General features: G+C 48.3%; 24 protein-coding genes. 2 read left to right on the top strand and 22 right to left on the bottom strand.

Annotated features, from left to right (window positions below):
• Positions 1-49 precede the first annotated feature (49 nt).
• Positions 50-247, bottom strand: a complete 198-nt coding sequence (locus A7K50_RS07595; protein ID WP_119775331.1) for a hypothetical protein — start codon at positions 245-247, stop codon at positions 50-52.
• A 241-nt stretch (positions 248-488) separates the two neighbouring features.
• Between A7K50_RS07595 and A7K50_RS07590 the strand changes: the two genes are divergently transcribed.
• Both A7K50_RS07590 and A7K50_RS07585 read left to right on the top strand, forming a co-directional pair.
• On the top strand, positions 489-743 hold the full coding sequence (locus tag A7K50_RS07590) for a helix-turn-helix transcriptional regulator (protein WP_119775330.1): 255 nt from the start codon (positions 489-491) through the stop codon (positions 741-743).
• 89 nt (positions 744-832) lie between these two features.
• On the top strand, positions 833-1,111 hold the full coding sequence (locus tag A7K50_RS07585) for a hypothetical protein (protein ID WP_015042123.1): 279 nt from the start codon (positions 833-835) through the stop codon (positions 1,109-1,111).
• A gap of 11 nt (positions 1,112-1,122) precedes the next feature.
• On the opposite strand, the gene A7K50_RS07580 is transcribed toward A7K50_RS07585, so the two are convergent.
• The 21 genes from A7K50_RS07580 to A7K50_RS07485 all read right to left on the bottom strand — a co-directional run bounded on the left by A7K50_RS07580 (position 1,123) and on the right by A7K50_RS07485 (position 23,471).
• Complete coding sequence (locus tag A7K50_RS07580; RefSeq protein WP_119775328.1) at positions 1,123-1,962, bottom strand: hypothetical protein; 840 nt, start codon at positions 1,960-1,962, stop codon at positions 1,123-1,125.
• 63 nt (positions 1,963-2,025) lie between these two features.
• The gene (locus A7K50_RS07575) at positions 2,026-2,253 is read right to left on the bottom strand and encodes a hypothetical protein (protein ID WP_119775327.1); all 228 of its coding nucleotides are present in this window, start codon (positions 2,251-2,253) and stop codon (positions 2,026-2,028) included.
• A 5-nt stretch (positions 2,254-2,258) separates the two neighbouring features.
• Positions 2,259-2,567 carry a TrbC/VirB2 family protein gene (locus tag A7K50_RS07570; RefSeq protein ID WP_021315773.1) on the bottom strand — a complete coding sequence of 103 codons (309 nt, stop codon included), beginning with the start codon at positions 2,565-2,567 and terminating at the stop codon, positions 2,259-2,261.
• 27 nt (positions 2,568-2,594) lie between these two features.
• Positions 2,595-4,358 (bottom strand): VirD4-like conjugal transfer protein, CD1115 family, encoded by a 1,764-nt coding sequence (locus tag A7K50_RS07565; RefSeq protein WP_119775325.1) that lies wholly within the window; start codon positions 4,356-4,358, stop codon positions 2,595-2,597.
• A complete protein-coding gene (locus A7K50_RS07560; protein ID WP_021315779.1) occupies positions 4,345-4,536 on the bottom strand; it encodes a hypothetical protein in 192 nt (63 codons plus the stop codon). The genes A7K50_RS07565 and A7K50_RS07560 overlap by 14 nt, the downstream gene beginning before the upstream one ends.
• A 13-nt stretch (positions 4,537-4,549) precedes the next feature.
• Positions 4,550-5,449 carry an ArdC-like ssDNA-binding domain-containing protein gene (locus tag A7K50_RS07555; RefSeq protein ID WP_119775323.1) on the bottom strand — a complete coding sequence of 300 codons (900 nt, stop codon included), beginning with the start codon at positions 5,447-5,449 and terminating at the stop codon, positions 4,550-4,552.
• Positions 5,450-5,455: 6 nt separating this feature from the next.
• Positions 5,456-6,286 (bottom strand): PcfB family protein, encoded by an 831-nt coding sequence (locus A7K50_RS07550; protein ID WP_119775322.1) that lies wholly within the window; start codon positions 6,284-6,286, stop codon positions 5,456-5,458.
• A complete protein-coding gene (locus tag A7K50_RS07545) occupies positions 6,237-7,634 on the bottom strand; it encodes a relaxase/mobilization nuclease domain-containing protein (RefSeq protein ID WP_119775320.1) in 1,398 nt (465 codons plus the stop codon). The genes A7K50_RS07550 and A7K50_RS07545 overlap by 50 nt, the downstream gene beginning before the upstream one ends.
• On the bottom strand, positions 7,594-7,965 hold the full coding sequence (gene mobC / locus A7K50_RS07540; RefSeq protein ID WP_119775319.1) for a plasmid mobilization relaxosome protein MobC: 372 nt from the start codon (positions 7,963-7,965) through the stop codon (positions 7,594-7,596). Before mobC ends, A7K50_RS07545 begins: the two co-directional genes overlap by 41 nt.
• A complete protein-coding gene (locus A7K50_RS07535) occupies positions 7,962-8,372 on the bottom strand; it encodes a DUF3849 domain-containing protein (RefSeq protein ID WP_119775317.1) in 411 nt (136 codons plus the stop codon). Before A7K50_RS07535 ends, mobC begins: the two co-directional genes overlap by 4 nt.
• A 528-nt stretch (positions 8,373-8,900) precedes the next feature.
• Positions 8,901-10,121 carry an ATP-binding protein gene (locus tag A7K50_RS07530; RefSeq protein WP_119775316.1) on the bottom strand — a complete coding sequence of 407 codons (1,221 nt, stop codon included), beginning with the start codon at positions 10,119-10,121 and terminating at the stop codon, positions 8,901-8,903.
• A 150-nt stretch (positions 10,122-10,271) separates the two neighbouring features.
• Complete coding sequence (locus A7K50_RS07525; protein ID WP_119775314.1) at positions 10,272-11,219, bottom strand: DUF3991 and TOPRIM domain-containing protein; 948 nt, start codon at positions 11,217-11,219, stop codon at positions 10,272-10,274.
• Between the two features lie 12 nt (positions 11,220-11,231).
• Entirely contained in the window at positions 11,232-18,758 is a 7,527-nt protein-coding gene (locus A7K50_RS07520) for a DEAD/DEAH box helicase family protein (RefSeq protein ID WP_119775404.1), read from the bottom strand.
• Between the two features lie 205 nt (positions 18,759-18,963).
• Positions 18,964-19,263: a hypothetical protein gene (locus A7K50_RS07515; RefSeq protein ID WP_119775313.1), complete on the bottom strand. Its 300-nt coding sequence runs from the start codon at positions 19,261-19,263 to the stop codon at positions 18,964-18,966.
• 12 nt (positions 19,264-19,275) lie between these two features.
• Entirely contained in the window at positions 19,276-19,944 is a 669-nt protein-coding gene (locus tag A7K50_RS07510; protein ID WP_243103679.1) for a hypothetical protein, read from the bottom strand.
• Positions 19,945-19,980: 36 nt separating this feature from the next.
• Complete coding sequence (locus A7K50_RS14175; protein WP_199698251.1) at positions 19,981-20,130, bottom strand: hypothetical protein; 150 nt, start codon at positions 20,128-20,130, stop codon at positions 19,981-19,983.
• Between the two features lie 175 nt (positions 20,131-20,305).
• Positions 20,306-20,485 carry a hypothetical protein gene (locus A7K50_RS07505; RefSeq protein WP_119775310.1) on the bottom strand — a complete coding sequence of 60 codons (180 nt, stop codon included), beginning with the start codon at positions 20,483-20,485 and terminating at the stop codon, positions 20,306-20,308.
• 92 nt (positions 20,486-20,577) lie between these two features.
• Complete coding sequence (locus A7K50_RS07500; protein WP_119775403.1) at positions 20,578-21,498, bottom strand: ParB/RepB/Spo0J family partition protein; 921 nt, start codon at positions 21,496-21,498, stop codon at positions 20,578-20,580.
• On the bottom strand, positions 21,464-22,288 hold the full coding sequence (locus A7K50_RS07495) for an AAA family ATPase (protein WP_119775308.1): 825 nt from the start codon (positions 22,286-22,288) through the stop codon (positions 21,464-21,466). Before A7K50_RS07495 ends, A7K50_RS07500 begins: the two co-directional genes overlap by 35 nt.
• Before the next feature lie 63 nt (positions 22,289-22,351).
• Positions 22,352-22,900: a hypothetical protein gene (locus A7K50_RS07490; RefSeq protein WP_119775307.1), complete on the bottom strand. Its 549-nt coding sequence runs from the start codon at positions 22,898-22,900 to the stop codon at positions 22,352-22,354.
• Positions 22,893-23,471 (bottom strand): hypothetical protein, encoded by a 579-nt coding sequence (locus A7K50_RS07485; protein ID WP_119775305.1) that lies wholly within the window; start codon positions 23,469-23,471, stop codon positions 22,893-22,895. The genes A7K50_RS07490 and A7K50_RS07485 overlap by 8 nt, the downstream gene beginning before the upstream one ends.
• Positions 23,472-23,699: the final 228 nt, after the last annotated feature.

The raw sequence follows: 23,699 nt of genomic DNA, 5'->3' as shown, positions 1-23,699 counted from the left end.
ACCTCCGTAAAAAAACAGCGCCCCTCAACGAAGCGCCATCAAGAATTTTTTACCGTTCCTGCCGGTTTTTTTTATGCTTTTCTTTTTCGATTTGGATCTTGACCACCAACTCATCAACCTTACGGTTCTGTTCCATAAATGCCTCATCCTGTATAAGGCGAATACCGTTTTTCAAGGCTTTATTACCAAGTCTGTTGAGTTTTTTCTTCTCTCTTTCAAACTCGTCATTGAGAGACCCCTTTTTCATGCTCAAATCTCCTTTGTCTGATTTTAAGCCGGATGACAATGGAGTGTTCTTCATCACCTTCATAATGCAGCTTGATGTGTTTACGTACCATGAAACAACAGATTTCTTGTCTCATCTTTTAGAAGGACTCCTTTCGGTTTTTACTGCGAATATCGACTTATTTTTATATTTTACTGCGATTAACGCATTAAAACTATTGTCCCCTCACATAAAATTGAGAAGAATAGTGAGGTGCAAAGGTATGAAACCACGACAGAACCCGCCCGGCAATAAAAACATGATTGGAGCCAAGGTTGTTGCCCTTCGGAAAGCAAAGAAAATAAAGCAGAAAGATTTTTTGGCGAAACTGCAAACCGTGGGCTTGGATATCAGCGCGACAAGTCTTTCACGTCTTGAAGGGCAATATCGTCTTGTTCAGGATTATGAGATCGTTGCGATTTCGAAAGCATTGGATATTTCTATTGAAGATTTGCTGGTGAAAAGACGGAATGATTAATAAGGGTACGTCGCTAAAATAGTCCGTGCACAGCCTTCCATTTCCTTCCTTGATACGTGATAATAGGGATAGGAAAGGAGGGTTTGTTTGTGTTGTATACATCCATTTTCTTATTTTTACTGATGCTGGCTCTAAACTTCATCTTTAAGATTGCGTCGGTTTTTCGCTTGGGCGTGCCGTTGCTTTATGTTCTTTTGGTGGGCGCTTTGTTCCCAAACTTTGTACAGGAACATGAAATGTTGACAACCCTAATCTTTTTAGCCCTGCTTGGCCTTGTGGCCCTAAGTTGGGTTGCGGCCATCCGCCGAAAAATCCGGCACAGGCGGGAGCAGAAGGAAAACCAATATTATGAGGACATAAACACCTGAGAGTATTAAATTTACAACCCCATCATTTCCCGCACCACCCTGTCAGCCATTTTTACGGCCCCGACCAGCACCAGCATGTTGAAAATCGACTCCCCGATATAGGACCATACCATTGTGACGGCGCTGGCACCGGTGTCCACCACCGGTGGGGAAGACGCAAAGACGGAAAAGATTACGCAGGCTAGGACGATAATGGCTCCTTCCAGACACACGGCGGCGTAGCCTTTCAAAAAAGCTTTGCCGATGCTTTGGCTCGGCTCTCCGGCGAAGGAGGCCAGAGGCACAGGGGCAATGGCGGTGTATAAAAATATTTTAAAAAAGCGGGCGTACACCGTAAGGATCATAATAAAAGACAGAACCGTAATAAATAAACCGCCGATGAGCGTCACCGCCCACAGCGGAATACTCGCCCAGAAACCGCAATTCTCAATGGCCTGCACAATGGTGTCAGGCAGTATGGTCTGGGTGGTCGTCCCGAAGCCTGCAGCGCTCATGATGCTGGAGATAATCCCCTGCACGATATTGAACAGCGCCATCATTAAGTCCAGTCCATAAGTCACGACGCCTTTGGCCAGGGCAAACCGGATGAAAAGCTTCAAGGCGTGCTCCGGCTTTTTGACTTCGGCGAAGCTGCCACAGGTTTTGACTACGCCGATGACGAAAAACAGCACCAACAGGGCCATGCCAACGGCCTGCAATGCGCCGTGAATATTAACGATAACATTCCAAATACCGCCGCCTTTAAATTCAGTTGGCGATTGGGTAATAATTTGCAAAATCTCCGCCAGCTTTGCATTCCAGGTTGCCAGGGCGTTATTGAGATTGTCGATGACCCAGTTGCCGTTTGACAAATAAACTCACCTCATTTCTGAGACAAAGCCCGCGTACGAAACGTGGGCTTATCTTTGTAATCGTTACCGGCATGGTTCATCCCTGCTGGGCATTTTGTCCCTGATGACGCTATATTTGTCATCCACGTAGAATTTATTGACAAACGGGTTATAGATTGCATGGCACTTGACTCCGTTATATTCGGCAAGATAATCGTTGTCACCCAGCCTCTTGAGGATGGTAGCTTTCCGCAGTTCGCCGTTCAGTGAATGAATGTGCATTTCTTCATTGATCGGAAATGTATTAAACATGGCGATCAACCTCCTGTAATCAGAGTAAGGATCTCTTTGGCAAAGGTAATAATCACTCCGCCTGCCAGCGTCAGGAAGCCGTTGGCCCGCTGGGAAGGGTCGTGGGATTTAAGGGAAAGGCCGATTTGCACAATGCCGAAGCCTAAGAGAATCATCCCAATGGCGCGGATCAGTCCAAAAATGAAGTCGGACAGATTGTTAATCACCTGGAGGGGATCGCCTGCCGCGTAAGCAGGGGCGGCCAAGAAGGAAAGCATTAGTACCAGTGTGCAGTAAACTGCAATAGTCCTTTTGATTTTCCTGGACATTTTCATAGAATCATGCCTCCAATGTATTGTTTTTCAGGATTGCATCTGGGTTTCGAGTTCTTCCTCGGAGAGAAGCTCGTAATCGCTGTTTTTGTTTAGGACCACAGCTTTCCAGTCCAGGGCGGTTTCCGTACCGCCGTGCCGGAAAGGTTGGCCGCCGCCGTCAACAGTCAGTTCCAGATTGGAGTGTTTAAGGATATCATACTTGTCGTCCATAATGGCTCGTTCACCGCGGACAAAGAGCAAGGCATAGCGGTTGTCCAGCATCCGCACCTCGTCGGGGGTCAGAAGCTCGCGCCCCGACAGCTGATAATTGACGGAGTAGCTTCCATTACGGCCCTTGCTCTGACCGTAGGTGTTCATGTCAATGGTTTCCTTGCCTAAAAGTTCGGATACATACTTATGGGTACTTTGCTCATTGCCGCCCAAATATAGAAACTCGTCACAATTACCCAGAATGGATTCCCAGGTATCCTTAAACAGGGCTTTGAGCTGTGCCAGGTTTTGCAGGATGATGGACACGGATATTTCCCTGGAACGTATGGTGGACAGCAGCTTGTCAAACTCATCAGGCAGAGCGACATTGGCAAATTCATCCATGACAAAGTGGACATGAACGGGCAACCTGCCTCCGTACTTATAGTCGGCAAGGTACATGAGGCTTTGGAATAGTTGGGTGTAAAGCATCCCGACTATAAAATTAAAGGATGAATCGTTGTCGGGTATCACGGCAAAGAGCGCTGTCTTTTTCTCCCCGACTGAGGACAGCTCCATTTCATCCACCGTGGTGATTCCCGCAAGGGTGGACAGGTTGAACTTTTCCAGCCGGACACCCAAACCGATGAGAATAGATTTGGCGGTTTTGCCCGCCGCCAGCTTGAAGATGTTATATTGCTTGACTGCTAGGTGCTCCGATTCCCGCATTTCCAGCCTTTCGAACAGCGCGTCAAGGGGGCTTTGATAGGATTCGTCATCCTCATGGACCTCGGCGGCGGCGATCATCTCCATGACCATCGGAAAATTCTGCTCTTCCTTAGGTGCTTCATAAAGAAGATAGAGGATTAATGCCTCCAGTAAAGCGGTTTCAGCGCGTTCCCAAAAGGGGTCGTTAGTGTTGGAACCTTTGGGCGTAGTGTTGCGAATTAGGTTGGTGACGAGCTTTAACACGTCTTTGTCGTCCTTGAGGTAAGCGAAGGGATTGTAGCAATGGGACAGGTACATGTTGATTAAATCCAGAACCTTGATTTCATAACCTTTTGCTTTCAGCAGGTTTCCCGTGTCCCGCAAAATTTCCCCCTTGGGATCGAGAACGATAAAAGAGGTGTTAGCCTGCATGACGTTGGGTTTGGCGTAAAACCTTGTCTTACCGGAGCCGGAGCCGCCCACCACCATGACATTCAAATTCCGTTTGTGCTTACGGCCATCCAGGCCGATACGAACGTTTTGCGTCAGAATTTTGTTTTTTTGAGGCTCTTTGTCCCGGTATTTCTTGCAGACAGTCGCCGCGCCTCCCCAGCGCGCGCTGCCGTGCTCCTCCCGACTGCGGTAATTGCGCTTGGTAGAGAGGTAAATCCCTGTGCCCATGCCGTAGGCGGCAACAAAGAGCAGGATGCACTTGAGCGAATCGTTTACCCACCGAATGTCAAAAGGATTGTTTATCGCTAACGTGAGATTGGCAAGGATTTCAGGAAGCCCCCTGGAAAGGGAAGGGGCGGTCAGCAATGCCGCCCATACCACAGGGATTAAAAAAACCGCAAAGAGTATGAGGTTGCTCCTTGCGGTTTCAGCGCGCTTCATCGTGACTCCTGCGCTTCTGCTTTTTGGTCGGGGCGTCGATGGTTTTGAGAAGTAGCTCGTCTACGGCATCGGTGGGGCGTTGTTCTTCAATCAGGTCGTTTCTGAGTTCGTTCAAGGCGTTTACCATAACGCCGTATTCGTAGTCGTCCAGGGTAAGCACCCTTTCTTCTTCCTTCATAGGCAATTCCCTCCTAACGTTCCCGTTCCGGTCTCTTTTCCTGCCGCTGCGGTGCAAGCATCCGGTTCATCCTGCCGGAAATATCACCGGCAGTTTCTCGAATGGTTGAAAGCTCGGCGCGAATCTCCTGTGGATTCATGCTTTCCAGCATTTCCGGAGCGTGGTCGAAACGGTAGCTGCTTGTATCCGCACCGTATTGCTTACAAAGCATATATGACGCACAGTAGGCATGGAAGCCATTCTCAGAACGGCTATAATCTCCGTCGCCTTTGTCCATTTCGGCATGGGCCAGTTCCTGGGATAGGGTGCGGAAAATATTTTCCGCGTCCATGCCGCGCCGGATTTGAATTTCCCGCGTGTCCGGCTGATACAGCGCGTTTGTGCCTTCCGGCAGCGTATCACTGATACGAATAGGAACAGGGGCGTGATCCATCAGCGCCTTAATACGGGTGCGGTCGTCGGGATAGGCCGAAGTCTCGTGTTTTAGGGCTTTCCCGGTCTGGGAAATGTCGAACATCTTTTTGGGGTTATAGCTGATGGCGCTGGTGCCGTCGTCGCGCTGGTATTCCTCCCCTGGTTCCAGGATGTAAAAACCGCTTTCCTTTTTGCGGATATAGATGCCTTGCTCTTTCCAAGTATCGAAATCTGCAATACGGGTAGCATTCGGTTTTTGGGCAAGGATTAAGAGGGCGTTGGAAACGCTGTAACGGTCAAAGCGGCTTTGTACATCCAGATAGCTTTGAAACTTGCTGCTTTCCCGCGCCACTGCTTCCGCAGTGTCGTCGATCAGTGAGTATACCATTTCCCGTTGCTCCTGCTTCTGCTGCTTCCATGTCTCTTTGTCAAAAGGTCGGTCGTTTCGGGGGGCAGGGGCTTCATTTTCCTGCCGGAAAAGATCATCAAAACTGCTCATAGCGTCTTACCTCTCTTTCGGTTTTTTTGATTTGGACTTTGATTTCTGCCTGTTTGATTTAGCTGTCTGTTTTGTAGTTTTCTGCATTTCTTTAGCAGGCTCGCGCTTGGCTTCCGCCTGCTCCTTTTGAGCCTCCCGGATTTCCTTCAATTCCTGACGGACGGATTTCCGTTCCGGCTCAACTGTACCCTCGGCGGTTTTCCCGCTGTGCTCTGAGGTAGGCTCGGACGGAAGGGGTTTCTCCGCCGTCGCCGTCGTAGGGTTTGGGTTGTCAGGCTGTTTGGTGGCAGGCTCCGGCTGTGTGGGTTTTGCCATGAGTTCGTCCAGGAAAGCATCCGCGCTTTTTTCGGCGGGCGTTCCCATTATGGGAGGCACTTTTTCGTCCGGGCCTTTTTTATCCGGTGCAATTTCCTTTTGCTTGGCCGCCCTGGATTTTTCGATCTCGCTTTTGATGCTTGCGGTGTCCACGGTAGCCAGCTTGAAACGTTCCACGATGCGGTTGATTTTGGAGGCGTCTTCGGCCCGTACCATGATGTCGCACATCTCGTCCAGATTCTTTTTGTCCCGCAGGGCGCAGTATAAAATGCCGTAGCGTCTGGCTTCCTGGGTGAATTTCTGCAAGTCCTCGTTTCTGACTGTAAAGACTTTCAGTTCCTTGCCGCTGCGCAAAAGCGTTTCCAGACGGGTTTTACCTCTGGTTTTCTTCTGATCTCTCAACACAGCGTACAGGTAGGTGGCAAGGTTTTTCGCGCCCTCGCCGGAGATTCTGGCTAGTACCTCAATTCCTTTAAAGGTCATATTGACGATCTGATCCGCTGCGTCGGCTCCGTTGTTCATAGGTCTTTTCCTCCTTCCTTTGCTGGATTTCCTCCTGCTTAATCAGGGAAAGCTTTTTCTGCATCTCCCCAGAACGGGACAGGATGTCCGCACAGAGCTTTACTTCCTTACGGAGCAGGCTGATTTGTTGGGAAAGCCCGGCAATCTGCCCCTTGTATGCCGAAACTTGCTTATCGTTCTTGCACCGGCGTATCCGGTTGTAAAGAGCTTTGCGGGAGTCAAACAAAGTAGTCATTTCCTGCTGTAATCCCTGCTTATAAGTGAGAAGCTGCTCTTTGCTCGAAATATGGCGGGCGCAGAGTAGCTTTGTTTGGGCGATAAGTTCCTTCATGTGCCGGAGATCCTCGCGCAATAAAAAATGCGTCCTTTTACTGGACGCGGATTTTTTTGGCAAAATGTCCATTTTATAGAGGTAGTGAAGGTAAAGTGCCTGCATACCGGTAAGCTTTTTTGTGGTTTTCAAGTTCTTACTACCCCGGATGGCATAGCGTTTTCGCTTTGGCTCCGGAAAGGAATGTGGCCGTTTCGGAGCGCGGTTTCGAAGAATCCGCTGCTTAATAGCTTCCTCGGCATAATCGTCGCCCAAAGTTTTCAACCGAACGAAACGTTCTTTTCCCGGGGGACGCACCGCCATATATTTTACACCCGTTTTTACCTCGTAGCCCTGTTGACGCAGGGTGACAATAAATTGCGTGAAGGTAATGGATGCGGCAACGGCTTTGTCCACATCCTTGCGGATGAGGCCTCGCCAGGTGGGTTTTCCTTCCTGTTCGGACTGCCACTCGGCGTGGTGCTTGGATTTGCCCCACTGCGGGTTTTCGATGACGGACAGGGCGTATTCCCGACATAGCCGGTCGGAAGTCTCCCGCATGAGGGCATAGGTAGCGTTGTTGTCGTAGTACCGCTTGCCGTCCGCGAAGGATACGGAGTTGAGAACAAAATGATTATGAACGTGATGCTTGTCAATATGGGTGGAAACCACCACCTCAAAGCGGTTACCCCAAAGTTCTTTTGCCAGCTTTACGCCGATGTGATGGGCGGCTTCGGGAGTAGCTTCTCCCGGCATAAAGGATTGATAGCCGTGGAAGGCAAGGATGCCGTCGGTTTTCTGGAATTGCAGCTTTGTCCGGGTCATTTGCTCACAGGCAATAACCGGATCACAATTGATGCCGGTTACGTAAAACTGTTTTTCTGTCTTATCGTCCTGTGCGGTATATTCCAGCACGTTGCGAAGCCCCTGGAAATCCGGATTTGAGAAATCGAGGTTCTCTGTTTTCTGGGGATTAACGGCATAGTTGATTATCCGATCAAGGCGGTCCTTTACATCCCATATTGCTGTGGTCGCCATCTTCATTTCTCCTTTCCGGTGACGTGACCGCCGCCTGGATGTCCAGCACGGTCTTTCTCAGCCGGGTGGCTTCATACTGGAATAGAGTCCGGTCAATGTGCCCCGTGGCATTGGCCTTGGCAGCGATTTGGTTTAAGTTGACGCCAATGGCGCGAAGCTCGCGCATCATGGCGTAGTAATCGGGTGGGGGAAGTTCTTTGGGCACATAACCGTTAATAAGAGTACGGATAAAGGTTTCCTGGGACAGACCCGATTTCTTTACCTGCTTGGCAAGGTTCTGCCGTTCTTTGGTGTCCAGCCGTACAAGAATTGGAATATTGCGTTTTCTCATCGCGCCTGCTCCTTAGGCTTGGGCTGGGAGAGTTCCTTTTCCTTTTGCATGGCAATCCGCGCAGCCTGATTGAGGATGGCGGGATGTTCATATAAGTTTAGGGCGAAAATACGCAGAGGCTCTTTTTCTTCCGCAGGTGCCGGTTGGATTTCCGGATAGCGGTTCGCCCAAGCTTTGACTTCACTGGAGTAACGCTCGTCCCAAGGAGCTTCCCGGATTGTGTTGGATAGCAAAAGGGACACATTCTCCAAGCTATGCGTCCCAATAAGCTGTTCCATAAACTTCTTTAATGTGTTGCTGTTGTACGCCTGCGATAAGGCACAGTCATCCATCATGGCTTTTTTGCAGCCCCGCAATTTGTAGTAGTATTCATTACTCCATTGGTCTATAGTGTCATAATTTCCCATTCATTTTCCTCCCTTTCCTATTAAATGTTCTTATAAAAATACATAAAGGCGGAGCCAATGTCATCGCCTAAAAATAAGCATTCATTTGTAATCAAAAGGCCGCGGAACGAGGAGTGTCACCCACTCAGCGTACGGCGGCCCGATCCCCGCGAGCGCTTTGATGTGCCATCATTCATGATTCAGTGCATGGGCACATGAAAGCGGGAGTAAGACGGAATAGGAATACCCATGGGCCCTGCATTTTTTTGGGGTTTTAGGGGGGCATCCCCCTAACAAGCGAATTTGGCTAGCCAAATTCAGTGCTTGCTGCAACACAAGACATCAGTCTTGTGTTGTAAAAAAGTCACGATTGGTCTCAATAAATACCTGCCGAAAAGAAAAGTCTGCCAGTCATCGTTCGCACTCGCAGAACCAAAATATTTATTGCAAATACTAATTATAAGAAGGAAATAAAAACCTGGTTATCATATTCGTCAATCAGGTTTTTGTAAACGTAATTGTCTTATTTTTAAGGTTATGCTTGTGTACTTAATACACGTCCATCAACAAGAATTCCGCAAGATGCTTGTGCTTAACGCCCTCCACGTTATCATTCCAAAAATCATCCATTGTAACGACGTATTTCGGATAATGGTCTTTGATGGCCAGCAGCGGAGCAAACTCGCGGTTAATGGTTTCCTGGGCGACAGCGGGTGTGTAGGATACTTGAACGTAGACTTTTTCATTTTTTCTTTCGGCAATGAAGTCAACCTCTTTGGTATCGAGCTTTCCTACAAAAACACGGTAGCCCCTTCGCTCAAGCTCCAGCATAACGATGTTTTCCAGTATCCCGGCAATCAGCCTGTCTTTGTAGCCCATGACCGCATAGGCCAAGGACTGATCCCCAATATAATATTTTTCGTTGGTTTGTAAAATCTCTTTGCCCTTGATGTCATAACGGGGAATTTTTCTGACGATATAGGCGCTTTCCAGGGCGTTTAAATAGTTGTAGACAGTATTTAAGTCAATCTTGCGCTGCTGGCTTTTAAAATAGTCGGCCACATTTTTTGCGGAAAAGGTATTGCCGATGTTATCAAACACAAACTTGACCACCCGCTCCAAAAGTTCGATGTTGCGGATGTTATGCCGCTGCACGGTGTCGCGGAGGATTGCTGAAGAATAGATGTCGTTCACAATGCGGTAAGCCGTATCTTCTTCGTAATCACCGATGTGGACGGCGGGAAACCCGCCAAGACGGATATAGTCCCTGACTTCTTCCCGCATATTAACCGGCTTCGCGCCCGTACGCACTTCTTTAAACAGCAGATATTCCCTGAAAGAGAGAGTGTTGATTTTAATCTCGATATAACGGCCTGCGATGTAGGTCGCAAGTTCGGATGACAGCAGGCGCGAATTTGAGCCTGTGATATACAAGTCGGAGTTGGCGCCTGCCAGCAGAGAGTTGACCGCTTTCTCCCAGCGCTTGACTTCTTGGATCTCATCTAAAAGGATATAATATCGGCCTTCACCAGTCATACGTTCTTTAAGATAATTGTGCAGCTTCTCCGCCGTATTCAAGTCGGAAAAATCAAGGTTCTCAAAATTGATATACAGGATGTTTTCCGGTGCAACGCCGTTGCTTTGAATCTCATCCCGTAGCATCATCAGAATAGAGGATTTTCCGCAGCGCCGGATGCCTGTAATTACCTTGACAAACGGTTTCCCGATGAACGGCCTGATTTGCTTCATGTATAAATCTCTTTGGATCATGATAACCACCGCCTTATTTGTATTATACCACAAAACAAGGCAAATATACATGAAGCGTTTAGGGTTATAACCATATAAATCTATGAAAATATTTTATATTTTGCATGCTATCGTTGCTTTCTAGGTGATAACAGGCAAATAATAAAAAGATTATCGTTCCTGTCCCCGTCGTTTTTCCAATATATTTCTCAGATAATCGTTCATATCCTTCCCGCGCTTCGGCGGTTCGCCTGAAACAGCGTAAGTAGGGGGGAGGATGGTTTGAAGGGTGTTTGCCGCCAGCCGTCCCGCCGTATCGTTGTCCAGATGTAACGCAATTTCCTTGATCTGCGGGAAGTCTTTTAAGTATTGGACGAGCGCGGCGGGTGGGGTGCTTTGTTCAATAATCTTTTTCGGTTTATAGATTCCCGCAAGGGACAGACAGTTTTCCTTTCTCCAGTCCTTGCCGGAAAGCAGCTCCAGCGTGCCGTAGGAAAGCAGATCAATGGCGCTTTCAAAAAGATGAAGCTTACGGCTTTCCTGCCATGCCGGAATGGAAAAGGAAAAATGCTTGTCGCTTCCTTCGGCTTCCCCTAAAAACCGCTTGCCGGTTGTTCCACGAAACGTCGCATATTTGGGAACACCCTGGCGGTTAAAACCGACAAATACAGCATTATGATGTTTGCGGCTTTCGTATAGCCGTCCGGTCCGGATGCTGTATTCAATTAAAGTCCTATGGATGCCGCGCCCGGAGAGATAAGCAATCACACAGTTGTTGTTTTTGTTTTTTTCCGGCAAAAGCAAGTTTCTCTGGTTGGTGGGTTCTTGTGCTTTTGACGGGACGGGCGGCATGATAGCCGCCCGTCCGTCTATCTGAAGGACTGCTTCAGGGAGCGTCATATCTCGAACCTTGATGAGATAGTCCAATGCAGAGCGCCCGCCGATACTGCGCGACCACCAGCACCATTTTCCGTTACTGATTTTCAGGCTGTCATGAGTGCGGGTGGTATAGACGTTGCCGGAAAAGTGCACCAGCTCATGCGGCTCATAATATTGCAAATAAGTCAGCAGATCCATTTGCTTGGCCCGTTTAATCTGCTCTGGTGTTACGTAAGGCATTTCTTTATCACCTCACCTTTCATAGCCCACAGCTTTCTTTTCTGGAACATCTATATCCTCGTCAGGCTCGCAGTCGATCACCTCGTTTTCATGTTTATCCATGTTGAGCAAAATGTTCAGCTCTGCCAGTCGCGCAGACTTGGTTTGCAGCTCCTGTTCCTTTTCAAAGGGGATGTCAATCTGTTCTTTAGCCGTTTCCATCTGCTGGCGAAGGGTGTTTAATTGCTCCCGGCAATACTCCAGTTTTTTTGGCATTTCAGCAAGGGCATTGTTAAGTCGGGTAATATTCCCGTAAATGTCCGTACCCAGTGATACTGTATGACTTAGAGCGCCTTGCAGGGTGATTTGATATTGCTTATGGAAGCTGTCAAAGGAAAACAGCATTGGAAAACCCATGTAGCTGCCCAGCTCCTGCGGTTCGGGAGAAGTCATCAGCTTACATGCTTCCAGAATTGCCGCGCCTGCCTTGGCTTTTTCAGTGTAGGCAACGTTTTTCACTGTCATGCCTGCAAATTGGCTGTCTTCTGTGTTAGCTTCGGTGGGTTCCAATACGCTGTGCTGCTCATACAGGGTAAGGTCTTTTTCATAGCCCGCAATGCGTTCCTCGGTGGTTTTGATCTGATGCGGATAATGCTTGAGCAATCTGTCTTCCAAAGCATAACGCTGGCTTAAGTGGTTGGCTTTCAGTAATTTCAGCTTGGAAACCTGAATGTCTAAATCCATCTTCTCTTTTATAAACGGGTTACCTGTCGCCAGTGCCTTGACTTCGGCATAGGAAAGGGCCGTTTCATCAATGTCCTCGGCGCTTCGCACAGGGGATTTGCTGGTCATAATCTGGGAAATAAACCGCTGTTTATTCTCCAAAACCTGATAGAGATAGGCGTCAAAGGTGTTTTTTGTCACATAGCGGAAGATATGCACCTCGTCGTTATTGTTTCCCTGACGGACAATCCTGCCGCTTCGCTGTTCCAGATCACGGGGACGCCAAGGGCAGTCCAGGTCGTGAAGGGCAACCAGCTTATCCTGTACGTTAGTCCCGGCCCCCATTTTAAAGGTGGAGCCTAACAGGATTCGTACCTGTCCCTTGCGCACCTTGGCAAACAGTTCTTTTTTCTTCGTCTCCGTATCGGCATTATGGATGAACGCAAGCTCATCGGCAGGGACACCACGGGAAAAGAGCTTTTGGCGTACATCATCGTATACGTTGAAATTTCCATCACCTTTAGGTGTGGACAGGTCACAGAACACAAGCTGCGTCAACTTCTTCTCTCTGTTTTCTCGCCAGAAACGGAACACATTTCCCACGCAGGCGTTTACCTTACTGTCTTCATGATCGGGAAGCATGGGACTCACCAACCGCTGGTCAAGAGCCAGCTTGCGGCCATCGTTGGTTATTTTCAGCATGTTGTCCTCATTCGGCTCTACCATCCGGTTGCGCACCCGTTCGGCACGCTCCGCTAGCTCAGCTACCATATCCTGCTGGAATTCGCTCGGCTTGACCGCAACATTATGGTAGTTGGCTTTCGGCACGGGAAGGTTAAGCATGTCCGCGGTCTTGATGTCAGCGATTTCCTTGAACATGTTCATCAGTTCCGGCAGGTTATAGAAGCGGGCGAACCTAGTTTTGGCCCGGTAGCCCGTTCCCTCCGGCGCAAGTTCGATAGCGGTAACGGTTTCCCCAAAGGTAGAGGCCCAACAATCGAAATGCTGGAGTCCGTTTATGCGCAGAGCCTTGTATTGGAGATACCGCTGCATGGTATACATCTCGGTGATGGAGTTGGAAATGGGTGTTCCTGTGGCGAAGATGATGCCGCGTCCCTCTGTCAGCTCATCCAGGTAACGGCACTTGGCAAACATGTCGGAGGACTTCTGCGCCTCAGTCTGGGACAGGCCTGCCACGTTGCGCATTTTGGTGTATAAGAACAGGTTCTTGTAAAAATCGGCCTCGTCCACAAATAAGCGGTCAACGCCTAATTCTTCAAAAGTGACGACATCATCCTTGCGGCTGGTGTCATTGAGCTTATCCAACTTCAGCTTTAAGGTTTTCTTTGTCTTTTCAAGCTGTTTGATGGCGTAACGCTCGCCCCGCTCCTCCTTAAGTTCCTGGATCCCGTTGGTAATCTCCGCAATTTGCTCCTGCAGCTGCCGTTTTTGGCGCTCAGCGGAAATGGGAATTTTCTCAAACTGACTGTGGCCGATAATTACCGCGTCGTAGTCGCCAGTGGCGATTCTGGCGCAGAATTTCTTACGGTTTTTGGTTTCAAAGTCCTTTTTCGTCGCTACAAGGATGTTGGCTGACGGGTAGAGCTGTAAAAATTCCCCGGCCCACTGCTCGGTTAGGTGGTTGGGAACGACGAACATGCTTTTGTTACAAAGCCCCAAATGCTTGCTTTCCATGGCAGCCGCCGTCATCTCGTAGGTTTTGCCCGCGCCGACACAGTGTGCCAATAACGTATTGCCGCCGTACAGGATGTGAGCGACCGCATCCACCTGGTGCTTACGCAGAGTTATTTCCGGATTCATACCGGTAAACCGGATATGGCTGCCGTCGTACTCGCGGGGACGGATGGAGTTGAATCGGTCGTTATAGAGCCTGGTCAGTTGTTCCCGGCGCTGGGGGTCTTTCCATATCCAGCTTTGGAACGCTTCCTTGATGGCCTCCTGCTTCTGCTGGGCAATGGCGGTTTCTTTTTTGTTCAGCACACGCTTCTCAGCGCCGTCCTCATAAACCGTGTCGAAAATACGCACATCCCGGAGATTCAGGGTTTCCTCGATTATTTTGTAGGCATTGATGCGTTTGGTCCCGTAGGTGACATTGGCTTTGATATTGTCGCTGCGGTCGTCGCTTTTGCCCTTAACATTCCAGTTGGCGGTATAGGAGGAATAAAAAACGTCGATGTAGCGCCTGTACATAAGGGGAGTTTCCAAAAGTTCAAAGATGAAGTCCTTGACCACCTCTGGAGGCAGCCAGGTCGCGCCCAGCCGGACGTCGATTTCGGAAGCGTCCAAATCCTTCGGCTGTACAGCTTCCAGTGCCCTGATGTTCGGAGTAAGATGTTCCGCAAGATCAGGGCGCATTTCTGCAAGTCCTCTGGCAAGGCGCAGCTTATTCCTGACATTACCGGAAAGATATTCATCTGCTGTGACAAAGGGGCAACGGGTTATATCGAAAAAATCTTTCGGCACATGCGCAGGGTCTTGTTCTCCAAGGCTGCGGAAGATAACGCCTTCTAGGTGTTCTACAAGCTGTTCCTCGGAAAGCCCTGTGAGACCTTGCATGAAAACCATGTCCACACAGGCTTTTTCCGCAATGGAAATGGCCAGTGCTTCGGTGGCGGTATCCACATGGGTGACGACGGTGCGCTGTTTGATAGTGCGCTTGGTGAACATATCCGCCTTGCGCTCCAATTCGCCGTTCTCGTCCAGAATCTCCAGAGAGCAGAGCAGGCAGTAGGAGCTGTCGTCGGAGAAGGACATGTTGTTGCCGCGGCTGCTCAAAAGTCCATACTTTGCGACAAAGTCGTCATACAGGCGGTTCAGATTGCGTTGCTGTTCCCGGATAATTTCGTCTGAGTAATCCTCGGTTTGGTATTCGATGAGTTCACGGACACAGTCCCGGGTGGCGATCATGCCCCTGATTCGATTGGCCGCCGTGACGGAAACTTCTACCTTGTTCATCCGGCTGTTTTCGCGGTAATAGATTTCGCCGTCCACCAGGCAAAAGCTGAAATTTCGCACATTCGGATCTGCCGGGATGGAAGTATCCGCTTGTTCGGTGACATCATCAAGTTCGTATTCCGTGATTTCCGCATGGATGTTTTCCAGCGCCTCGCGCAAAAGCTCAGCAAGGTCGGCACCCTCATAAGGGATACAGGTAGTTTCGCTTTGATTGCCGTACATCCGGTCGTCAAAGGCCATCGTGCCCAGCACCATGTCCGGGTTGGCTGCGAAATACTGATTGATTGGCACGCCATCCTCAGTCGTGGAAAGATGCACCCAATCCGGTTCAATGTCGATAACCCGGTCGCGCTTTTGCAGGAAAAGGATGTCGGTCGTAACCTCGGTTCCGGCGTTGGTAAGGAAAGCATTGTTGGGAAGTCTGACGGCTCCCAATAGTTCGGCCCGCTGGGCGATGTACTTGCGGACTTCAGGGTTTTGCTTATCCATCGTGCCTTTGGAAGAGATAAAGGCGATTATGCCTCCGGGCCGCACCTTGTCTAAAGTTTTGGCGAAAAAATAATCGTGGATGTAAAACTTGTACTTGTCGTACTTTTTATCCGCTACCCCGTAGCTGCCGAAAGGCACGTTGCCTATAGCCAGGTCGAAAAAGCTGTCGGGCAGGTTGGTTTCCTCAAAGCCCTGCACTGCGATACTGGCTTGCTGGTAAAGCTGTTTGGCCATACGCCCCGTGATGCTGTCTAGTTCGATGCCATACAGTTTGGAGTTTTTCATGCTCTCCGGTACAAGGCCGAAAAAGTTACCGATGCCGCAGGCGGGCTCCAAAATATTGCCTGTCTTAAAACCCATGTTTTCCAGACAGGCGTACATGGCCTTGATGATGGTGGGGGAGGTATAATGGGCATTTAAGGTGGAGGCCCGTGCGGATGTATATTCCTCCTCAGTGAGCAGCTCCTTCAATTCGATGTATTCCTTCGCCCACTGGCTGTTCTGCTCGTCAAACACCTGCGGGATGCCGCCCCATCCGACGTAGTTTGAAAGGATCTCCTGTTCCTCCGGGGTGGCAAGGCGGTTTTGTTCCTCTAGTTTGTTCAATAGGCGGATAGCTGCAACATTCCAGCCATATTTGGTTTTTTGGCCGCCAGCGCCCAGGTTGTCGTCGATGATTCGGAAATCGACACGTAGTTGTTTTGGCGTTTCCTGCTGAAGGTCAATGATGACTTTCGATACTTGGCCATCCCGAGTTTCTTGCCACACGGGTTCTTTCGTCTGCTCCAAAACGCTGCGGACAAACCCAATGGTCTCGCTGCGGAAAATGGGGAAGCCGGTGTTTTGTTGGAAGGTAATATCCCGCAGGCTGACCGTGCCGGTTTTCTCATTAATGCTGTCTATGGCATAGTGCCGGTCCTTAATAGCAAATTCCATGCCTACAGCCATTTCTTTTTCGGCCGGTTGCTTTTCCGTCTCTCCCGCTTGAGCATCCGGCAGGGCGGCATCAAACTCCGTATGGAGTTTGATGCCGCCGCTGTTAAGGGTGACAGTGCCGCCTTCGCGGGTAATGTCCGGATCGCCCGTTGCCCGCACCCAGGCAGGGGCGTCGGGATCTTCGGTATGAAGGGTAACGTTGTCTCTTTTTTCCGTCAGATAATCTTCGTAAGTCCGCTGGAATACATCCTCGGCAAGCCATTCCTTAAACCGGGGCAGGGTGGCATAGGCTTCATAAAAAGCCGAGTGTTCCTCCCGCATGGAATAGACAATGCGGTCGATGGCCTCGTCCAGCTCCCGTTCCGCACTGTCAGGGTCGGTATCCCTGTCCCGGAGGTATGGGTAGATCTGGTCGGTTCGTATCTTATTGACTATTTGGGGCAGATACGCCTGATACAGCACACGGGGGGACAGTATTTCCATCTTTTCTTCGGCTGGTTTCACCGGTCCTCTCTCGTCTGCAATAAGATGGTCGTTTAAGGGATTTTCCCGCAGCATCCGGTCAAAGTCATCCCGTGCCAGCTCTTTGCTGAACAGCGGAAAGCTTATGTCCCGGAGAATAAACCTGCCTCCGTCAAAGGAAAAAATCTCATATTCATCCGCGCCAAGATACACAGTGTCGCCAAGAGAGAAGGCGTAATGGGCATTTTCCCTTGATGGCGGCTCCCGTTTTTCGAAGGAGGCTGGTTCCCGGTTCAGGATTTCCCGGGCGTAGGCTTGTTCGGAAAGCTGCCTGCGGCGTTCCTCCACCAGCTGTTCATAAATTGGGAGGTATTCTATTTCCAGGTATTCTCTTTCCTCGCCGTTCAAATAGCGGCCGGCGGCAATCAATTCACCAAGCCGTTTGGCAACCTGGTTCCAGGACAGTCTTAATCCCGGATTTGTTATGAAGCTGCCGCTTTTGCTTAAGGAGATCCCTTTACTGTCATGCCATTGGTTGCCACAGGTTCCATCCAGGAAAATATGAGTACCGCCGCCGATTCCGTACTCTCGCTTTAAAAAATCAATGGTTTCTTTTGCGGTATGCTGTTCCCTATAGTGGAGATAAACACGGAATTTGCCGTTTTGGAAACCCGTGCCCCGGCATAGGGCATGGTCGATTTCTTCCTGGGGAATAGAAAAAGCGGAGGTTTTTTCGTCCTCCGCCTGTTCTATGGTTTCAAGTTGCTGTTCAACAGTAGGGAAAATGGTTAGCTGTAAACGATCTCCGCCAGGACTGTTTCCTCCGCCGAATGCCGTAGACTGTTCAGGTGCCCCGTCCAGCCAAGCGGGTCGATCGCCTTGTCCGGCGCGGGACTTCTCTGCAAGAGCTTCGCCGTAATCTGTTCGATGCGCTCCTTCGCCGTCCAGTCGGTCTCCGCCAGGTGGCTGTTCAGCTTGCCAGACAGCATCAGGCTGGCGTACATCCCTTTTCTGTGGTTTTTCAGATATGTCTTGCGCAACATCCCAAACTTGCCTATGGGCGTTGCTTCCTCCGGCAGCGTCAGGTTGGGTATCAGGTAATCGCACTGTTGGGTGTAGGTCAGTTCCATATTCACCAATCCTTTCAGGCTCTTGAGCATGCTTTACGCTTTCATTGTGCGGAACGTCCTGAATTTTTGCAATGGTGCGATTTTGTTTTTTCTCTGCGATTTGCAGTTCCTTGACCGTCGTCTCGATTTCCCGCAGGAGCATTTCGGAAATATCGCTGGTGGCGGTTCCCAAGCGGGAAACGGTATCCAGTGTATTGAAATTGGCAACGTCCTGAAAATCCTCTAAGGTCAGGTATTGATCGGCATTGCAGCCACATCGGACTAAGAGCATGTAGGCCACGGAGCTTTTTAAAGCGTTCCTAAAAAAGATTTCGACATTGAGGTCATCCAGTTCCTCCAAAAAACTGTTCTCCCGAAAGGAAAGCAATTCGGGCAGATAATCCGTAAAATTGTCCTCCACCGCATTGTGGGCGGCTGAAACCAGGGCGGCGGGCAAGTTGCTTTTATCGTCCAGGTCGCCAAAGGCATTCCCCAGCGTTTCCGTTACAGTTTCGGCGTACCGGTCCCGCATGGTCCAAAGGATGTCGGGACGGTTATACCGGCTGTTGGTGTCGGACACGTCGAACACATGGTGCAGGCTCAACCGGGCCCCGCTGTCATTGATGAGGGCAATGCCCTTTGCCCCGCGGTTGACCCAACGACCCAATTTTTGATTCCATATTTCGATGGGAGCGCAGGCTGTCGCGTCAGGTCGCTGCGCGTAAATCAAAAGCTGGTCCTGAAACGGGTATTTATAGTTCCAGGCAGCCGTTTTCAGAAAGAAGGTCCAGTTGACATAGTTTCTTGTGATACTGCGGGCTGTTGTCTGCGATAACTCTGTAATTAACTGCAATTTCGTTACCAACATTTATCCCTCCTTCCTTAAATGAGTATTGGTTGTGGATAACCTTCCTGTTTGCTCCGAACAACAAGGCCCATTATCGTTCCGGACTTCATTTTTCCTTTTTGGGAGCAGGCTTTATTTTTCGCCATTACCTTTACCGTGAGCCGTTCTCTTGCCTTTTTATAGCAGTTAGCATAGAAGTTATAATCGCTCTGCTGTAACTCTCCTAACGCTCCGGCACAGACTTTTTCTTCCCGTTCTGCCTCGCCGGATTCTCGCCGACGTTTTGTTCCTGCCGGAGGCTTTTCAAATGATGGACTTCATCCAGCGCGCGGTTGCACAAATCTTCAAGGGCGGTCAGGCGGTCATTGCAGTAATGGCCCCAATAATAATCCTTTTCCCCCTTTTTGACCTTCCAGGTTACAAATTTGGCGGGAGCACTTTCGCTCTGCCCGATGACAAATTCAGCATTACCCACGCTTAGTCGGTCGGTGATGGTATACCCGGCATTAATCTCCTTCTCCATAACCCAAACCCCCTAACGCTCTTGTTCGTGTTTTTGCTGCTTTGCCTGCCGCTCCGCCTGTATTTGTTTCAGGCGTTCTTTCGCCCAATCGGGCATATATTCCGGCTTGAGCGTACCCAAAATGTCCTCCCGGTTCCAGCGCGATTCCTTGCCGGAGTAAAGGTTGACGGTGTAGACCGCGCGGCCTCTGGAATTGCCATGAGCGCCAAAACCGCCAGTGACCAGCACAAGCTGCTTATCGGCGGTGCGATATTCGTGGCGCAGACACTCCGGGCGGATGATTACTACTTTGTTTTCAATGCTCTCTTTGTAATCATTTGGAATGCAATGCTTCAAGGTAAAAGGCTGCAAAGGAACCGTGATTTTGTGCCGTTCCGCTTTAACTGCTTCACATTGTGTTTTGATACGGTCGGTAAACTCAGTGATCATTTCCAGATAATCTACGCTTCCCATAGCATTACTATATTGGTCAAGGCCTAAATGGTTATCCCAGGAACAGTTGCAGACAATATATGGACAGGAGGGGTTTTTATCGTTCACTAAAAATAAGATTTCTTTATCTCCAACATGGATGGCGAGTTTTACCTCATAGGTATCTACCATGCGTTTAGAATCATCCATTTTGCTATCACTCCAATCAAATGGATGGCGGAATAGGGATGGTATCGCCATCCCGTTCATAAAAAAAAGCTCCCTGCATTTAAATAGAGAGCACCATTACAGGCCGAAAAAGAAGGGCGGTTGGTTTTTTCGCTCCTTCTCAGTAGCCTGAACTTTGTTATCCTTCTGTATCTTTTTATTGCCCGTATGAACCTGGCGAATAAGGGTACGAAAGACTTTCGGCTTCTTTTCTGCTGTCTGTTTCATAAAAAGGTTCCTTTCTGGGATCAATTTAGTGGTTTACCAGACCAAGAGTATTTCTTTTTCGGCTGGTAAATTTTGAGGGGAGGGGTGTGGGGAGGGGGAAACGGCAAGTCCCCAATTCGATGACTGCAAACAAATGGACATACCACCCCCTTGGCATACAATTTCTATAAGGTTGTTAAGCTTCAAACAAAATGCACTTTTTCTTGCTGCATTTACTGTGATGCTTGACAAAGTAAAGACAGTGCTTGCAATCCCGCTCTTCCACCGTTTTAGTACTAATACTTTCGCGGTCAAATTCCGGTTTCTCCTGCATAATGCGTTCGTATTTGCGCAACTGTCCTTCTGTAAAGTACATAGAGGCACCTCCTTTTAAAAAAGGACAATAAAAAATGCTCCTACTGATTTAAGAGCAAAATGATTATTTTTATGCAGCTGTAGTAACCTGTTTCATCGTTCCTGCTGCTCCCGATGGCGCTTCTTGAACCAGCTTTCCAGAAGCTGGACAACTAACTCCTCCTTTTGTTTTTCGGTAAAGTTTTTAGGAAAATAGCGGTCGATACGGTCACGCTGAATATGGAATCTTTCTTTTTGATTGGGCTTTTCTTCCGATAGAATGGAATAGATAACGTCAATGTTAAGTCTGCCATCCTGGCTGAACTTCTTCAGCCGCTGTGCTTGTGACAGGGAAGGGGTGCAGTCCTCCGACTGTATGGTATTGTAAAGGTCCTGCTGTTCATTTTCGGACAGGTAGGAAAGCTCCACAGCGGGACGAAAAGCAACCTGATTATCATCAACCATTTGCAATATAGAAGGAATAAGTTCTGTGAGTCGAATATACCTTTGTATTTGTCTCCCACTTTCTCCTGTGTTTTCACCTAGTATATCTGCACTTACAGACTTCTCGACCACTGGTCGAGAAGTTAAATCTGTTCTTTGTCCCTGTCGTTTCATGGCTTCCAACTTCATTCTGTAGGCAAAAGCTTTTTCACTTGGCAAAATGCTCTCCCGTTGCAAGTTGCTGTCAACCATAATAATTGTGGCTTCATCGTCGTCCAATTCGCGGACAATACAAGGCATTGTTTTCTTGCCCGCAAGTTCGCTTGCTTTTTTGCGGCGGTGACCGGCTACCATTTCATAGCCGCCGTCCGGTTTGGGGCGCACAAGACCGGGAACTAAAACGCCGTACTGCGTTACGCTGTCTGCCATTTCCAGCATAGCTTCATCCGCTTTTACTTTAAAAGGATGGCTTGGAAAATCACTGATTTCCGACAGAGAAATATCCAGAACCTTTTCCCGCTGACTATCTGCACGGTTTTCCTCCGTGGTAAATAATTCATCTACTGAGGTCAGCTTGATGCTGCTTCGCACGTCGTTTTTCGTCAATGTCCTGCACCTCCTTCGTAAAGGCTTGATAGGCTCTGGCAGCTATTCCGTGCGGATCGAACGCATAAATGCTTTTTCCCTGCGCGCTTGTTTCAGCCGCCCGGATGGACAGGGGAATTTCTGTTTGAAAGACTCGCAGTTTGTCGCCGTAGTCCCGCCGCAGGACAAAGGAAATATCCTTTGCGAAATTGGTGCGGTTATCCATCATTGTTAGCAACACACCGTCAATGGTAAGCCTGGGATTGATTTGCCTTCTCACCCTGGCAATGGTCTGTAAAAGCTGTGTCATTCCTTTAGCGGGCAAATAGTGGGCCTGGACGGGAATGATTACGCTGTCTGCGGCTGCAAGGGCGTTGATAGTCATCATGCCAAGAGAGGGCATGCAATCTATTAGCACATAATCATACCTGTCTTTGACCGTGTTGATATATGTGCGGAGTATCGTTTCCCGGCTCATGGTGTTGACCAGCGACACCTCAATAGCAGACAGTTCAATGTTTCCCGGCATCAGGTCTACGCCTTCTGCATGGTGAAGGATACCCTCATCAGGTTCATACGGTTCCTCCGTCATGATTTTGGTTAGGACGCTGGCCAATGAAACAGGAAGATTGTCTGGCTCTTGATAGCCTAAAGAATCCGTCAGATTGCCCTGTGCGTCCGAGTCCACCAGTAATACTTTTTTTCCTTGCCTGGCAAGTCCGATGCCCAGATTGACTGCTGTCGTCGTTTTTCCAGTGCCACCTTTTTGATTGGCCAAGGCAATTACTTTTGACACTTAAATTTCCTCCTTTCATGCAAAAAAGCCATTTGCTCTATAACAGAACAAACGGCTCGACCCTCATTGTTGCAACTCCCTATTAAACAAATATTCAATGACACTCTTTTTCTGAAGAAGGTATGCATTACGGCGTCTGATATATTTTACCTTACTGAATTTGCACCATGAAATTATTGTACTTGTTGAATGACCGGTGACTTGTTGTATTTGCAAACTGGTCATCATATCTGGATAATCTGCAAATTGCAGTTCAAGATATTGCATGTAATCTCTAACCTCATTTATACCCTTTAGCTTGTAATGATCTTTATAATAATCAGACCGCGGTTTGGGCTTATATCGCCTAATCTCACTCGGTAAAAATGGATTGTTATAATGATTAGGCAGATAATATTTTTTAGGATTTTTGTCTCTGTCTTCTAAGAAGAAAATAATATCTTTTATTGCAATTTTATATCTGCGTGTCTTTTTGCCAGAATCAATGCAAGGAATAAAGCCATTTTCCAGATAATGACGCGCTGTATTTTTGCTAATATGGCATATCTTGTAGAATTGATCTTTCGTTATAAATTCGGGATACCTATCTATTAGAAAGCTATAGTCAGACACTCACGGCACCTCGCTTTGACATGAAAGTATCAAAGAGTTGCTCAAATTGTCTGGCTTGCTCTTTATGCACGTCTGATTTCCTTGTTATGTTTCTATAATACGGGCCGATTAAAAAATCAAGGAAAGTATCTTTTGTTATAAAGGACCCCTTACCTCTACGAAATGATTGTATTCGCTTGTTTTTAAAGATCAGAGGCTTCAATTCATTGCGCAGTATCCAATTGTTTACTGCTGTTTTTGAATATCCGGTAAAACGCATTACATCAGAAACTAAAAGCAGTTTAGGGAATTTACGCAATTGCTTTTGGTAATAACGGTGCAAACCTTCAATAAACTCATTTTCTGATTCAGCGAAGCACATCGTTTCGTATTGGTATCGCAGAATGTCGATAATCTTTATCCGTTGTCTTCTTCCTTCTGATGTGTTTATATATTCAAATGGAATCATGCCTTTTTTCTGGATGGAGTAGGCCGTGGATGTGCAAATACCCAAGATGACACACATTTCTTTCTGCGTGACATATTCAGGATAACGATCAATTACTGAAGAACAATATTCATCAAAATTCATTTACTTCACTCACTTTTCTCGAATTTGTCAACGGCAAGTGGTGAAAGCAAATCTAAGAGTTAAAAATGATAGTTTTTTCTAGTTCTATCCGAGTTCTATCCAAAACAGGTTTTGGATCAATTTTTTCGTTATTTTTTTGCTATGTTCTACTTTCCTTGTAAATAAGGAAAAATTCTCTGAAACCCTGATTCCATAAGGTTCTCGTGGATTTTTATCTACATGTATTTA

Origin of the sequence: Dehalobacter sp. MCB1, from assembly GCF_003590275.1 — a bacterium.
In the GTDB taxonomy this organism is placed as follows: domain Bacteria; phylum Bacillota; class Desulfitobacteriia; order Desulfitobacteriales; family Syntrophobotulaceae; genus Dehalobacter.
Note: the sequence above shows the minus strand (reverse complement) of the source record. Positions and strands in the feature narration are given on the sequence as shown.